This is a genomic window from Granulicella aggregans (assembly GCF_025685565.1).
Taxonomy (GTDB): domain Bacteria; phylum Acidobacteriota; class Terriglobia; order Terriglobales; family Acidobacteriaceae; genus Edaphobacter; species Edaphobacter aggregans_B.
Window position 1 is genome coordinate 958,430 of sequence record NZ_JAGSYE010000002.1, and the last position, 15,084, is coordinate 973,513.

Below are 15,084 nucleotides of genomic sequence, written 5' to 3' on the forward strand. Positions count from 1 at the left end.
TCACTTACTGTTTATAAATCCGCGACTCCCAGGGCCCAAGGTTCAGCGTCGAAACACCCGCCTCATGCGACGAAGGAATATCCGACAGCAACAGCGTCCCAGCCTTCAATCCATCCGGCAACGTATACGTCTGAGCGCTCGAGCCGAAGTTCTCGACCACCAGATACCGCTCTCCACCCAGCGTCCGCGTATACGCATAGACCTTCTCATTCTTGGGATCGAGGTCCTTGTAGTCCCCATAGACGAAAGCAAGCGTGCCGGCCCGTAGCTTGAGCAGCGCGCGCACATAGTTGAGCACCGAAGCTGGATCGGCCTCTTCGGCAGCTGCATTGATCTCCGTGTAGTTCGGATTCACCGCAAGCCAGGGATGATCCCCGGTCGTGAAGCCAGCCTCAGGAGAACTGTCCCACTGCATCGGCGTACGCGCGTTATCGCGAGTTACCTTGGCCTGCCCCGCAAGGAAAGCCTCAGCCGATACTTTTCCTGATTCCACCTGGTCCTTGTACGCATTCTTGATGGCAATGTCGTTGTAGTCCGAAAGCTTCTTGAACGGATAGTCTGTCATGCCAAGCTCGTCGCCCTGGTAAAGAAACGGCGTCCCGCGCAAGGTCAGGATCATCGTCTCAAAGAGCTTCGCCGACGGCACACGCATGGCAGGCGAATCATCTCCGAAAGTCGACACAATCCGCGGATTGTCGTGGTTCGAAAGAAAGACTGTATCCCAATCGTGCTTCGTCAGAACGGTAGCATGGGCATCGTAAATCGACTTAAGCTGTGATAGCGACCACGGTCCAAGCACGCTCGGTCCAAAGTCAGGTCGTCCCAGCTTGATCGCGTCGAAGTTGAAGATCATATTCAACTCATGCCGACGATCGTCAACCAGCGAGTTCGTCTGCGCCAACGTCGTGCCGGTCGCTTCACCCACCGTCATCACGTCGTACTTCGACAGCACCTCTCGATTCATCTCGTGGAGATACTCGGGCAGCCGTGGCCCATTGGCATAGGCGTTCGGAGGATTCTGCAACTGTTCCGGCGTAAGGTCCGGCATCCCGGCAGGCTTTGAGATCAACGGAATGACATCCATGCGAAATCCATCCACGCCCTTGTCCAGCCAGAACCGCATCAGGCTGTAGACCTCCTGGCGAACCTTCGGCTCATCCCAGTTCAGATCAGGCTGCTTCACCGCAAAGTAATGGAGATAGTACTCATTCGTTCTAGGGTCCAACGTCCACGCAGATCCAGAAAAATAAGACGGGTAGTTATTCGGCGGCGTGCGAGTCCCGTCCGCCGCCGTGTGACCCGGACGCCAGATATAGAAGTCGCGATACGGATTCGTCTTGCTGCTCCGCGATTCAACGAACCACTTGTTCTCGTCCGATGTGTGATTGACGACCAGGTCAATGATGAGCCGCATATGCCGCTGTTTGATCCCGGCGAGGAGACTGTCGAAGTCTCCCATGTTGCCGAAATCTTTCATCACCTTGCGGTAGTCGCGGATGTCGTAACCGCCATCGACATTGGGCGAGTCATAGTGCGGACTCAACCAGATCACATTCACCCCAAGCTTCTGCAGGTAATCCAGCTTCGAGATAATGCCGGGGATGTCGCCGATCCCGTCGCCATTCGAATCCTTGAAGGATCGAGGATAAATCTGATAGACGACGGCTTCCTTCCACCACTTCGGCTCATAGCCGTTGACAAGCTGTTGGGCGGGGATCGCGATCGCAAACGATAAGAGAGCAGCGGCTACGAAGGCGCGCAAAATACGAGTCCGGAACATGCGAGGAATTGTACCGCCAGACTGCAAAGACTGGCGCAGTTCAACATGGCCTTTCCATTCAACCTGAAAACCCAGCCAAAACAGAACGCGAGAGCCTGAGCTCTCGCGTTCTGTAATTCCACTCTAACGACCTACATAGTGGGTGGAGGCGTTGGATTCGGGTTCGAAGGCGTCACCGGAGGCTGGCCCGTTGGAGCGCCCCCCGGAGCGGGCGCCGTTACCGGCGGTAGTTGATCCGTAGCCGGAGCCTTCGTAGCCGGAGTCGCGGTCGCCGGATGATATGGCGTCGGATACACCCCGTTCTCATCTGGCTTCGGCGCGTTCGGGTCCTTCGGCTTCGGCGTCAAACGCTCCTTCGCCTCGCCCTTCTTGCGCTTCTGCTTCTTCTTGGTCGCCGTGTCGCCGTTCAACCCCAGCGGAGCCGCCTGCGTCTGCTTCGTCGCCTTCTCGTCGGTCGTCATGGCCACCGGAGTCGCAATCGCCTTCTCCTTCGCCTTGGTCGTCTTCACCTTCTCCTTGCGCAGCTTCACCTCAGGGGCCTTCGCGCTGAAGCGCGTCTTCTTCTCCGGTCCCAGCTTCGGAGCCAACGGATCGGCGTCGGAATCGCTCAGCGTCGAAGTGCTCGCACCCTCAAGCGGAGCCACGGGTGCAATCGCTGTTCCCGGCGCGGGCAACGTCGAGCTGCCCCCCGGTCCGGAGTTGTCCGCCCGCCCGATTCCCGTATCCACCAGGGCTCCATTTCCCTTGGTCACCGGTCCTGCTGGGAGAGCCTGTTCCGGAGACTGACCATACCGGATCTTCTCGCGCTTCACCTTCTTCGGCTTGCCATGCTTGTCGAGCTTGATCACCGCAGGCTTCGCGACCGCTGCCGGCGCATTGGCCGCGACATTCGTCGCTCCGCCGCCACGATCGAACCGTTTCTTGCTCGCCTTCTTCTGCTTCTTCGAGACCGGCGCCGCATAGGCACTGAAGACCGGCTTAGTCTGCCTGGTGCTTGCACCCGCATCGACAAAGCCGCTCTTGATGTCGATGAACGCGTTCTCGCGCAGCTTCGTCAGGTAGGCACGCAGCGCTGGCTGCATCTGCTCGGAGTACATCGCCTCCTGAACCTGCTGCTCCACGTCCTTCAGAGGAGGCGTGCCCTCAGCCTGGTGCGCCGTCACCTTCAGGATCACAAACCCCTGCCGCGTCCGGATCGGATCCGTGTTCTGCCCGGCCTGCAAGGAGAACGTCTGGTCCTCCAGCACCTTCGCCAGAGCCCCGCGCTTGAACAAACCGAGATCGCCGCCCTGCGCCGCCGTCTGCCCGCCCGAAACCAGCTTCGCGATGCTCTCAAAGGAATCGCCGGCCTTGATCTGCTTGGCAATTCCGTCCGCCTTGGCCTTCGCCTGGTCGATCTGCTCCTGCGTTGCGTTCTCCGGTGTCGGCACCAGGATCTCGCTTAGCCGCACCTGCTCCGGCTGCGAAAACTCCGCCTTGTGCTTCTCGTAGTAAGCCTCTTCCGCCGCCTGCGTCAGTTGCAGTCTGCGCCCCACTTCATCGCGCACCACCTGCTGCGAGATGATGCTGTTCTTGATGTTCGCCTTGAAGTCCTCGAAGCTGACACCCTGCTGACGTGCCGCCTTCTCCAGGTCCTCCATCGAGTCCAGCTTGTTCTGCTTGCGGATGTCGTCCAGCCGGCGAATCACTTCGGCATCGGCGTTGATACCAAGCTCCTTCCCCCGCGACAGCAACAACTGCTGGTCGATCAGGTCGCGCAGCAGGGTCTTCTGCCGGTCCGCAATCTCCTCAGGAGTGGCATGGGCCGTCTGAGCATCCTGCTCTAACTGCTGCTCCGCGCGCTCAAGATCGCTGCGGTTGATGATCTGATCGTTCACCTGGACGATCACGTCCTCGACCACCGTTCCGTTGGGTGTAATCGGCGCCGGAAGCGGCAGCGATATTTGGGGCACCGGCGCGTTCACCTGCCCCTGTGAAACCGGGCTCTGATAGTGAGGTGTCTGCGCCACTCCGCCCGGCGCGAAGGCCATCTGTGCTGCCAGCACCGCGATCCCGCCCCATGCCAGACCGCTACGCCGTCCGCTGCTCACTCCGCCCAATACCGTCACCTGCACATCGCTAAGAATCATCTTTACCCGCAAACTCTTCCCGGCCGGAACTTGAAACTCCGCCACTGCCTCTGCGCCCGCCTGTATCTCTATAAGACCGGCAGCGCGCACCGATTGGACGCAGTCTCTCTCGCGCCTGTCATCGGTGCCTCCCATTCTAAATGCCGCCACCCCAACACGCGAATCTCCTCCCTCACGCCCAGCGAAAAACCGGGTGCCCCGGCCATCGCGCCTTGTCTTTCGCGATCGGCGGGACATTCGTGCGGAGCACCAAGCCGCTCTCCTTTCCCCGTCCACAAGCCTCCCGGCTCACCCCCAGGTGTATACTTCGTCCAACGCAAGGTCTGCGCTTTTAACCTGTTCCCGGCCACGCGCCGCCTTTTTTCGAGGTACACCAAGCATGGCCCCACGCACCCGCCGCGCCCTCTTCTCCGTCACGCTATTTCTCGCGACCTGCGCCGTTCTCGGCTCCGCCATCAGCCGTAAAGTCGCCGCCCAATCGGCATCCGACGAGTCCACCCTCCGCGACTCTCTGCACTCGTTCACCGACGTCTACGCCAAGGTCGAGCAAAACTACGCCGAAAAACTCGACACCGACAAGATCGACAAGGCGATCTACGACGGCGCGATCCCGGGCATGCTCCACACCCTCGATCCCCACTCCAACTTCTTCGATCCCAAGGCCTTCGCTCAGATGCGCGAAGACCAGCACGGCAAGTACTACGGCGTCGGCATGTCCATCCAGCCGCAACCCGACAAGACGAACAACGGCATCAAGATCGTCGTCCTCGCTCCCTTCGAAGGCACACCCTCCTATAAAGCCGGCATCCGCCCCGGCGACGTCATCCGCACCATCGACGGCAAGCCCACCACCGGTATGGACTCCGCCGCCGTCGCCTCCCAGCTCAAAGGACCCAAGGGCACCCACGTCGCCGTGGGCATGGAGCGCGAAGGTGCTGCCAAGCTCCTCACCTTCGATCTCGTCCGCGACGACATCACCCGTCCGTCGGTAGATCTCGCCTTCAACGTCCGCCCCGGCATCGGCTACATCCGCGTGACCAGCTTCATCGAGACGACCAGCCGCGAAGTCGGCGACGCCATCGATACCCTGAACAAAGACAACGATATGAAGGGCCTGATCCTCGACCTCCGCGGCAACCCCGGCGGTCTGATGATCGAAGCCGTCAATATGTCAGATAAGTTCCTGTCGAAAGGGCAGATCGTCGTCTCGCAACGCGGTCGCGCGTTCCCCGACCAGGTCTACCGCGCATCCCACGGCGAACAGGGCACGAAGTACCCCATCGTCGTCCTGGTAAACCGCGGAACGGCTTCAGCGGCGGAGATTGTCTCCGGCGCATTACAGGATCACGACCGCGCCCTCATCGCCGGCGAAACCACCTTCGGCAAGGGCCTCGTCCAGACCGTCTTCCAGATCTCCGAGAACACTGGTCTCGCCCTGACGACCTACCACTACTACACCCCGTCCGGCCGCCTCATCCAGCGCAACTACGACAATGTCTCTCTCTACGACTACTACTACGTCCGCGATCAGGGCAACACGCCCAAGGACAAGTCGAACTTAGAGGTCAAACTCACCGACTCCGGCCGCACCGTCTACGGTGGCGGTGGCATCACCCCCGACGAAAAGATCGAGCCCACCAAGGCCAACCACTTCCAGAACACCCTCTACCAGCACTACGCCTTCTTTGACTTCAGCAAGCACTACCTCGCCAACCACACGATCGCCCGGGACTTCGTCGTCGACGACGCGGTCATGCAGCAGTTCAAAGACTTCCTCAAGTCACAGGACGTTGAATACACCGACGCTGACATCGCCGGCGTAAACGACTGGCTGAAGGCCAGCATCAAGAGCGAACTCTTCAAAAGCCAGTTCGGCCAAACCGAAGGCCTCAAAGTCACCGCCGCCTGGGACCCCGAGGTAGCGAAGGCGATCACCTTCCTGCCCGAAGCCCAGACCCTCGCCGACCGCACGAAGACAGGCACCAAGGTAGCAAGCCTGAACCACTAACCTGCAGCATACCGTTCCGTAGATAGAGCCCGCCAATAGGCGGGCTTTGTTTATGCTCCAATGGCGTTGCCCCATTTTGTCTGCTCCGGATCAAAGAGAGAGTAGCCTCCCCTCACATAGAAACGTCATCTCGACCGGAGCCATGCAGTCTCATCGCGTGGCGCAGTGGAAAGCCCCCCGCATTGGCCTTCGCTTTTGTCCTTGCTCGTGTTTTTGCCTTGTCATCCTTCGCGAAGCGGAGGATCTGCTCTTGCCGTTGCTTTTGTCCGTTCTTGCCTTTGTTTGTTCCTGCCGTCATCCGGAGCGTAGCGAAGGACCCGGCACACCGTTCACCAACCCATACCGCCCAGCCCTTTCAGCCACAAAACCCACCGCGCAACCTCGTACAATCGACCCATGGCCCCCGCAACCGACCAGCTTCGCGCATACGTCGAATACCTCCGCGACCTGGGCATCCACGACCTCTACCGCCAGTCCGATCCCCTCCCCGCAGCCGACCTGGCCACCCTCCTGGCCGAATTCGCACCACCACCACCGAAGTCCCTACCCGCCCAGAGTCCATCCGCGAGGACCTCACCCGCCCCGCCAATGCCGGTTTCCCCAGCCGCAAAGCCGGGTGCCCCATCCATGCAGTCTCATCGCATGGGTGGGATCCCAGCCACCGAAGCATCCCCCTTCGCCCCACCGAAAGCCGCACCCACACCCCTGAACCTCAAACCCGCCGAAGCCCCAGCCCCACCGAAGCCCAGCTTCCTGGAGGTCCCCATCCCCAAGCCAAAATCCCTTGACGAGCTGATGCCCCTCCCGCAGGACCGCATCGCCCCCGACCAGCGCCCCGCCGCCCTCCAGGCCATCCGCGACGTCATCGGCGACTGCACCCGCTGCCCGCTCGCCTACGCCGGCCGCCGCACCATCGTCTTCGGCGACGGCGACCCCAACGCCCGCCTCATGTTCGTCGGCGAAGGCCCCGGCGCCGACGAGGACGCCTCCGGCATCCCCTTCGTCGGCAAGGCCGGCCAGCTTCTCAACAACATGATCGCCGCCATGGGCCTCAAACGCGAGCAGGTCTACATCGCCAACATCGTCAAATGCCGCCCCCCGGCCAACCGCACCCCCGAGCCCGTCGAAGCCAACACCTGCAGCCCCTTCCTGCTCGAACAGATCGACGTCATCCGCCCCGAAGTCATCGTCGCGTTAGGCGGCACCGCCGCGACCTACCTCCTCGGAGTCAAACAGTCCCTAGGCTCCCTCCGCGGCACCTGGCACTCCTGCCGAGGCGCAAAGGTAGCCGTCACCTACCATCCCGCCTTCCTCCTCCGCGACCCCACCCAAAAAGGCGAAGCCTGGAAAGACCTCCAGCGCGTCATGGCCGAACTAGGACTGAAGCCACCCACGAAGTCTGTGTAGACTTGGCCGAGCGCGAATTCAGCGAGAACGCAGCCGATCCCAAACTGCTAGACCTCTCTCTGGATGTGGCCAACTAACGTCCAAAATTCCATTTTTCTTCGGATAGTTACGGTCGATTTGGATGACTCGCTCGATGCCTTTATCATCTTCAACTACAAGAGCTCGCGCCCATTTTCCCTGCACTTTCTTGAACTCTACCCGTTCAATCCAACCGGTATAGTTGAAGGCCGAGATAGTCATATTGGCCTCCCACGAATCACCACCAGGGAGAGGATAGAAGAAGCCAAGCCCCTTTCGCGGTCTTGCAAAATCCGGAACGTGAAACGTGTTTGTTGACCCCGCTGTGGCGCGCTGCATTGATGCATCCATAGCCTTTCCCCATTGCTCTTGATCTATGTAATCCGAACTTTTGGGTAACGGAGACATCAGTTGCTTGTACTTTGAAGCATCAGAAAACCGGATCTCTAGGTTACGAACAGGATATTTTCCTCGCCTCACCGCAACAAACTCCACGAGAGTAGGGTCGTCGGCTAACTCAAAGTCAAGGTAGGCGTAAACATCTCCACTGGTGACGCTTTCGAGAGCGTCCTTTGTTAGATTCGACACTTGTCTTGTTGTTTCTAAGACACCATCAACATGAGTGATCGTTGAATTGTACTGATCCTTGCTCTCTTTGGTAGATATCTTTAGCTTCTCAACTATGTCGTTGAACGTAGCGTTTTGAGCGTCCCTGATATCTTTGTTTTCCTTATCACTGCGCTTGATAGCGTAGATCTCTAAGGTGGCAAAACAGATAAGAAGCAACACCCACGCCGATTTCTCGGGGAAGGGCATGCTAGGTCGTACGCTCATTACGCCTGCAGCGAGCGCGAGAAGACCAATTGATACGCCAGGCGACCTCGGGCAAAAAAAAGCCCACAATGCCAGTGCGAGGAAAACGAGAACTAGAGACCACGCAAACCAGATGTTTGAATTCCAGAAGGTTTCCGCCCGCGATATCCAATGATATTGGAAGTGATTTCTGACCGTAATTGCCATCACCCTAATGGAAGCCATAATCGTAATACTCTCATCGGATCAAAGAAATCGCCACAAAACCATTACACAGTCAGCCCAACCGCCGCAGTCCGTCTAACAGACAAGCGCGCTTTCGCCGGGTGGCTCACCCCTTCCCACTCATCCCCCAAATCCCGTATCCTCCTCGCACTCACTTATGCGAATCCTTCCGCTCCTCCTGTTAGCCTCCACCACCCTCCTCTCCGCCTCTGCCTCCGAGCTTCCGCGCGTCGAGAAAACGTCTACCGGCTCCTACCGCATGATGGTCGACGGCCACCCCTACCTAATCCTCGGCGCGCAGGTCCGCAACTCCTCCGCGTGGCCCGAGCAGCTCGACCACGCCTGGCCGCTCTACAAGCAGCTCCACGCCAACACCGCCGAGATCCCCGTCTACTGGGAGGTCATCGAGCCCCAGCCCGGCCACTTCGACTTCACCTCCGTCGACCGCATCCTCGACGGCGCGCGCAAGAATAACCTCCGCCTCGTCCTCCTCTGGTTCGCCACCTGGAAGAACGGCGAGATGGACTACGCCCCGCAGTGGGTGAAGCAGGACACCGCCAAATTCCCCCGCATGCGCGACCGCGCCGGCGACCAGATCCGCGTCCTCTCACCCATCTCCACCACCACCCGCACCGCCGACGCCACCGCCTTCGCCGCCCTCATGCGCCACCTCAAAGAGGTCGACTCCGAACAGCACACCGTCATCATGATGCAGGTCGAAAACGAACCCGGCTCCCTTGAAAGCGACCGCGACTACTCCCCCGAAGCCAACCGGCTATTTGCTGAAAAAGCGCCAACAGATCTAACCAAAGCCCTCAACAAAAAGTCCGGCACGTGGCTCGAAGCCTTCGGCCCCGAAGAGGCAAACGAAGCCTTCGCCGCCTACTATATTTCCACCTACATCAACACCGTCGCCAAGGCCGGCAAAGCCGAGTACCCCCTGCCCATGTACGTCAACGTCTGGCTCCGCGAGCGCAAGTCCTTCGAGCGCCCCGGCGACGCCTACCCCAGCGGAGGCGCGACCTCCAACGTCCTCGACCTCTGGAAGGCCAACACCCCGTCGATCGACGCTATCGCCCCTGACAACTACGTCCTCGACTACGCCGGCTACCGCGACATCCTGCACAAGTACGGTCGCCCCGACAACCCGCTCTTCGTCCCCGAAACCATCCTCGGCGGCCTCGGCGCGCGCTACATGTTCTACGCCATCGGCGAGTATCACTCGCTCTCCTTCGCTCCCTTCGGCCTCGACGCCCAGGTTCCGCCCGACTACCCCATCAAGCAGGAAGACCTCTTCGCCGGCCTCGCCCAGAACTTCAAGCTGCTCGCCCCCGCCGTCGCCCAGATCTCCGACCTCCAGCAAAAGAACGCCATACAGGTAGCCGTCGAGGAAGACCAGATCACCGACCTCCGCCAGCAATGGCAGAAGTTCGACTCCGTAGTCACCTTTGGCACACCCAAGCCCGGCTACGGCGGCCTCTTCGGCAGCGGCACAAAGAACAAAACCGGCCGAGCCATGATCGCCGAGCTGGCCTCACCAGAATCCGACGAATTCCTCCTCTGCGGCTTTGACTCCCTCGTCCGGTTCATGCCCCGCCGCGGCTCCGAACTCCGCAAAGCCCAGTTCCTCTCCGCCGAAGAAGGTAACTTCGTCGACGGCAAATGGCAGACCTCCCGCCTGCTCAACGGCGACGAAGTCTTCTTCGGCATCTCCTTCCCCGCCGAAGGAAAGTGGGTCAAGGTAAAGCTGCAGGCCTACTAATCTGATCCTAAGCGACCCACGCGATTGACGGTTTGACAAAGAACCTGGCTCCACTCGCATTAGCTCCCTGCCGCCAACACCGCCCGAGACACCCGTCCGTCCGCCAGGCCTTCGTAAGCTTCCACCCGGTTTCGGCCACCCGCCTTCGCCAGGTAAAGCGCCTTGTCGGCCCCATCCACCAGAGTCTCGGAGACTCCAACCCGCTGCGGCACCATGCTGTGGCAGCCAACCGAGACCGTCACCACCCGATGCGGGTTGCGCTCATGTTGCAGCCCCATCATCTCCACAGCCCTCCGTATTCGCTCCCCTACCAATAACGCCCCCGCAAGGTCCGTCCCCGGCATCAGGACAAAGAACTCCTCGCCCCCGTACCGTCCCGCCAGATCGGTCGCCCGGTGCGCCTCGCCAGCGAGCGCCGCCGCAATGCTCTGCAGACACCGGTCTCCCGCAGGATGGCCATAGCAGTCGTTGAACATCTTGAAGCAGTCCACGTCGATCATCAACAGGCCAAGCTCCCGCTTGTCCCGCGCGGCCCGGCTCCACTCCACCGACAGGGTCCGGTCAAATCGCCGCCGATTTGCCACTCCCGTAAGCCCATCCTTGGTCGCCAGTTGCTCCATGCTGTCGCAGGCCTCGCGCAGCTCCCGCTCGAATGTGTCGCGCTCCATCATCATGATGCTCACCGGAAAACAGCTCAGCATGCACATCGCGAGGTACACCTGTAAGACGATGATCCGATACTCCCCATCTATAAACGCGAACGGCCCTCGTCCATGCAGCGTCGCAATCGCTCCCAGGATTGCCAGCAGGTTCACCGCCAGCACCGACGCGCTGAACCCAAGCCGCACCGCCACCAGCAGCAGTGCCGGCAGCACCACAAACGACACCGGCAGAGGCCGACTCCCGAAGACCATAGCACCTACACCCACAGCCAGCCCGGCCACACCCAGGGTCTTCGGCAAAGCCGGCCAACGGAAGAGCGCATAGGTCTCCGGACTCAACACCACCAGCGCCAGCGGCAGCCACAGCACGATGCCCAAAGCGTCCGCGGAGAACCAGTTCTTCGCCTCCGTCCAGAAACTCACATGCAGCTCTCGAGAGAAGACAACGCCAACCGGAATCGACGTAAAGACTGGCCCAAGCAACACCGGAAACGCAATGAAGCGCAACAGCAGGTTGCGCTGCCCCATCCACTCTGAAAGGTTGGCAAACGGCGGCAGCGCGTACGCCGTAATCATCACTTCAGCAACGTCAGAGACCGTATCGACCACCATCTCGTCGAGCAAATAAGCCTGCTCAATATAGATATGTCCGAAGACGATCCCCAGCATCACCCACAGCCACCGCCGCCTCGGCAGCTTCAGCATCACCGCCGTGACCAGTCCCACCATCGGCCAGCAGACAGCGATCCCATTGCCGAACAGAAGCACCAGGCTCAGCTTCATCAAGACGGTGAAGCTGACTGCGCTGACGCAGGTCGTCGCTAAAGCCTGCAGCCACTTCTTCCGATCGAAATACTCGATAGCTCGCAGGACGATGCCATACATGGGCGATCGGGTTGTGGCCGACGAGCCCATGGGTCAAGCCTCCACTAGTCCACATCGGCTGCCTCCCGCGTCGCATTACCCGGTTCGCCGCCTTGGCTCTCTTGAAATCCGCCCTTCAGCTCTTCGTCTTTCCTGCTCCCTGTCCTCGGTTCCCTGTACCCTTAAGGGGTGCCTGTTTTCTGCGATGTAGCCCTGCCCGTCCCGCTCGACCAGAACTTCACCTACGCAATTGACGGTGTCGTCCCGGTGGTCGGCGCGCGCGTCCTCGTCCCCTTCAGCGGACAGCGGCTCATGGGCGTGGTCATCCGTCTCCACGACGACCGACTCCCCGAAGGCGTGGAAACCAAGCCCGTCCAGCAGGTCCTCGACTCCACCGCCATCCTCAACGACGAGCTCATGCGCCTCGCCGCCTGGATCGCGCAATATTACGTCGCTCCGTTGGGCGAAGTCCTCCGCGGCATGCTCCCCCTCGCCGCCGAGGTCAAGCGCCACTTCGTCTACCGCATCGCCGAACCCGGCCGCAAGGTCCTCTACCAAGGAGCCGAAAAAGGTTCTTCCCGCCGGTCGAAGCTCTCGCCCGAAGACCAGAACCGCGAGTACGCCGTCCTCAATTACCTGGAAGACGGGGCGACAGCCAAGGCCTCGGCCCTGCGATCCGCCACCCAGGCCAACAAGGCGCTCCTCGACGGCATGGTCAAGAAGAAGTGGCTCATCCGCGAGGCCGTCGCCGAGGAGCGCGACGCCCGCCGCCTGGAGCGAATCACCGTTCTGGTTCCGGAAACACGCCTCCCCAAGCTCAACGCCAACCAGACCACCCTGCTCGCCGAACTAGCCGCCGTCGGTGGCCGGATGAAGGTCGCCGACATCCGCTCGCTCGGTGTCCCTGACTCCACCCTCGGCACCCTGGTCAAACGCAACCTCGTCACCATCGAAGAGGTTCCCGAAGACTTCTACCGGTCTTCCACACACCCTGTGGGAAAAAAGCACACCCACGAGCACCCGCTCAACGAATCTCAACTTGAAGCATTAAGTTCTATTGCTATCTCTATCAATAAAAAGGAATTTAAGCCACATCTACTCTACGGAATCACCGGCTCCGGAAAGACCGCCGTCTACTTCGCCGCCATGCAGCGCGTCCTCGACGCTGGTCGGGCCTCGCTTCTCCTGGTTCCGGAGATCGGCCTCACCCCGGCCATGTCCGGCCAGATGTACGCCGCCTTTGGCGACTCAGTCGCACTCCTCCACTCCCAACTCACCCCCGACGAGCGAGCCGAGCAGTGGCACCGCATCCGTCGCGGCGAGGCCCGCATCGTCGTCGGCACACGCTCCGCCGTCTTCGCCCCCATCCAGAACCTCGGTTTGATCATCGTCGACGAAGAACACGACAGCAGCTACAAGCAGGAGGAGACCCCTCGATACCACGGTCGCGACGTCGCCGTGATGCGCGCCAAGTTCCTCGAAGTCCCTATTATTCTTGGATCTGCAACTCCATCCCTCGAGTCTTGGTCGAATGCTGAGAAAGGCCGTTACGGCCTCATCGAGATGCGCCAGCGAGTCGCCAACCGCCCTATGCCGGCGGTCGAACTCGTCGACATGCGCACCGAATTCCAACAGACCGGCCAGGAAAACCTCTTCTCCCGCCAACTCCTGCTCGAGACCCAGGCCACCCTCGATCGTGGCGAACAGGCCATCATCCTCCTCAACCGGCGTGGCTACTCCTTCGTCGTCATGTGCCGCTCCTGTGGCGATAAGATACAGTGTGAAAACTGTGCAATATCAATGACTTTCCATAAACAGTTAAATGACGACACGAGCATTGCCCAACCCGGCGAACGCCTGCAATGTCACTACTGTGGATTTCGCCGGAACGTCCCAAAGACCTGCCCCACCTGCCAGAGCGAACACCTCTACTACCTGGGCGCGGGCTCTCAGCAGGGCGAAGAACGCCTACAGGAACTCTTCCCCAACGCCCGCATCGGACGCATGGACCGCGACACCGTCCGCGGCAGAATGGACATGGAGCGCCTCCTAGCCCGCCTCCACGCCGGCGAGATCAACCTCCTCGTCGGCACCCAGATGATCGCCAAAGGCCACGACATCCACGGCGTCACCCTGGTCGGCGTCGTTGGAGCCGACTTCGCCCTCGGCCTGCCCGACTTCCGCGCCGCCGAGCGCACCTTCCAGCTCCTCACCCAGGTCTCCGGCCGCGCTGGTCGCGGCGATCTCCCCGGCAAGGTCCTGGTCCAGACCTACCACCCCGACCATTACGCCATCCAGTTCGCCGCCGCCCACGACTACCCCGGCTTCGTCGCCAAGGAGCTACAGTATCGCCGCTGGATGCACTACCCGCCCTTCGCCGTCCTCGCCAACATCATCATCCAAAGCCCCAAGCTCGAAGAGGCCACAGCCTGGTCCGCGACTCTTGGCAAATGGTTCGAGCGCACCCGCCTCGACAAGATTCGCATCCTCGGTCCCGCGGCTGCTCCTATCTCCCGAATAAAACGCATCTATCGCTTTCATTTTGTACTGAAAGCCGAACAACGTAATGCACTTAGCCAAACATTGCGTGCCATGCTCGCCTTCGCCGACGCCCATGAGATCCCCCGCCGCAACCTCGTCGTCGACGTAGACGCCGTCCACCTCATGTAACTTCTACCTTTGTCATCCTTCCGCGAAGCGGAGGATCTGCTTCTCTCTGACATCGACGCCCGGGTGCCCCATCCATCGCGGTCTCATCGCGATGGGTGGGAAAGTAAACCGTCCACCAGCCAGCGGAACTCCGCTACTATGAACCTCAAGATGAGCCTGCTCCGCCACTTCGCAACGACCGCCGTTCTCCTGCTAGCCTCCGCCGCCCAAGCCGCCACCTGGCACCAGGCCACCGAGACCGAACTGAAGACCGTCATTCCGGCCCGCGCCCCCGTCATCGCCGAGCGCATTGAGACCGAGTTCCGCACCGCCTCCGGCATCGCCGACAGCAAAGGTCACATAGTCGCCGGCGTCCTCCTCATCACAGCCGGATACTCGGCGAACGGGAAGTACTCCTACTTCCTGCTCACCCAGGTGCCCATGAAGATCGCCGATAAGACGCTCGCCCCCGGTAACTACCTCATCGGCTGGACCCGCAGCGACACCGAACTCTTCGTCACCCTCTCCGACGCCGCCACCGGCAACCCCGCCGTCGAGGTCACCGCCACCCGTAACCCGGAGATCCACCGTGTAGAGAGCTTCCACATCGCCCCGCCCTCGGGGATGTCGGTCATCCAGCTGGGCCGTTTCACCTTTCCCTACACCCTGCCTGAATCCACACGTTAAAAAGTGACGCCCCCTACGAGGGGGCGCTGGGGAGTGCTACTTGACTTCCTTAGAGTAGGTCACTCCCAGTCGTCTTCCAT

General features: G+C 60.7%; 9 protein-coding genes. 5 read left to right on the plus strand and 4 right to left on the minus strand.

The features are described from left to right. Positions 1–4: 4 nt before the first annotated feature. Together OHL18_RS13605 and OHL18_RS13610 are read right to left on the minus strand one after the other, a co-directional pair. Positions 5–1,780, minus strand: a complete 1,776-nt coding sequence (locus OHL18_RS13605) for a glycoside hydrolase family 13 protein (RefSeq protein ID WP_263375388.1) — start codon at positions 1,778–1,780, stop codon at positions 5–7. A gap of 131 nt (positions 1,781–1,911) precedes the next feature. After that, complete coding sequence (locus OHL18_RS13610; RefSeq protein ID WP_263375389.1) at positions 1,912–4,059, minus strand: peptidylprolyl isomerase; 2,148 nt, start codon at positions 4,057–4,059, stop codon at positions 1,912–1,914. A gap of 229 nt (positions 4,060–4,288) precedes the next feature. Between OHL18_RS13610 and OHL18_RS13615 the strand changes: the two genes are divergently transcribed. After that, positions 4,289–5,917: a S41 family peptidase gene (locus OHL18_RS13615; RefSeq protein ID WP_263375390.1), complete on the plus strand. Its 1,629-nt coding sequence runs from the start codon at positions 4,289–4,291 to the stop codon at positions 5,915–5,917. Between the two features lie 396 nt (positions 5,918–6,313). Next, the gene (locus OHL18_RS13620; RefSeq protein WP_263375391.1) at positions 6,314–7,324 is read left to right on the plus strand and encodes a uracil-DNA glycosylase; all 1,011 of its coding nucleotides are present in this window, start codon (positions 6,314–6,316) and stop codon (positions 7,322–7,324) included. Between the two features lie 18 nt (positions 7,325–7,342). Here the strand turns inward: OHL18_RS13620 and OHL18_RS13625 are convergent, their stop codons facing one another. Further along, positions 7,343–8,158 carry a hypothetical protein gene (locus OHL18_RS13625; RefSeq protein ID WP_263375392.1) on the minus strand — a complete coding sequence of 272 codons (816 nt, stop codon included), beginning with the start codon at positions 8,156–8,158 and terminating at the stop codon, positions 7,343–7,345. Positions 8,159–8,537: 379 nt separating this feature from the next. Here OHL18_RS13625 and OHL18_RS13630 point away from each other — a divergent pair, with 379 nt between their 5' ends. After that, positions 8,538–10,142 (plus strand): DUF5597 domain-containing protein, encoded by a 1,605-nt coding sequence (locus tag OHL18_RS13630; protein WP_263375393.1) that lies wholly within the window; start codon positions 8,538–8,540, stop codon positions 10,140–10,142. Positions 10,143–10,201: 59 nt separating this feature from the next. Here OHL18_RS13630 and OHL18_RS13635 read toward each other — a convergent pair whose 3' ends face one another. Continuing rightward, on the minus strand, positions 10,202–11,719 hold the full coding sequence (locus OHL18_RS13635) for a sensor domain-containing diguanylate cyclase (protein WP_263375394.1): 1,518 nt from the start codon (positions 11,717–11,719) through the stop codon (positions 10,202–10,204). Positions 11,720–11,857: 138 nt separating this feature from the next. Between OHL18_RS13635 and priA the strand changes: the two genes are divergently transcribed. Then, entirely contained in the window at positions 11,858–14,338 is a 2,481-nt protein-coding gene (priA, locus tag OHL18_RS13640; RefSeq protein ID WP_263375395.1) for a replication restart helicase PriA, read from the plus strand. A gap of 138 nt (positions 14,339–14,476) precedes the next feature. Continuing rightward, positions 14,477–15,004: a hypothetical protein gene (locus tag OHL18_RS13645; RefSeq protein ID WP_263375396.1), complete on the plus strand. Its 528-nt coding sequence runs from the start codon at positions 14,477–14,479 to the stop codon at positions 15,002–15,004. The last annotated feature ends 80 nt before the right edge of the window (positions 15,005–15,084 follow it).

Coding starts and splice junctions, on each gene's coding strand:
- OHL18_RS13605 (WP_263375388.1), bottom strand. CDS start 1,780: ATGTTCCGGACTCGTATTTTGCGCGCCTTCGTAGCCGCTGCTCTCTTA.
- OHL18_RS13635 (WP_263375394.1), bottom strand. CDS start 11,719: ATGGGCTCGTCGGCCACAACCCGATCGCCCATGTATGGCATCGTCCTG.
- OHL18_RS13620 (WP_263375391.1), top strand. CDS start 6,314: ATGGCCCCCGCAACCGACCAGCTTCGCGCATACGTCGAATACCTCCGC.
- OHL18_RS13630 (WP_263375393.1), top strand. CDS start 8,538: ATGCGAATCCTTCCGCTCCTCCTGTTAGCCTCCACCACCCTCCTCTCC.
- OHL18_RS13615 (WP_263375390.1), top strand. CDS start 4,289: ATGGCCCCACGCACCCGCCGCGCCCTCTTCTCCGTCACGCTATTTCTC.
- OHL18_RS13645 (WP_263375396.1), top strand. CDS start 14,477: ATGAACCTCAAGATGAGCCTGCTCCGCCACTTCGCAACGACCGCCGTT.
- OHL18_RS13625 (WP_263375392.1), bottom strand. CDS start 8,158: ATGCCCTTCCCCGAGAAATCGGCGTGGGTGTTGCTTCTTATCTGTTTT.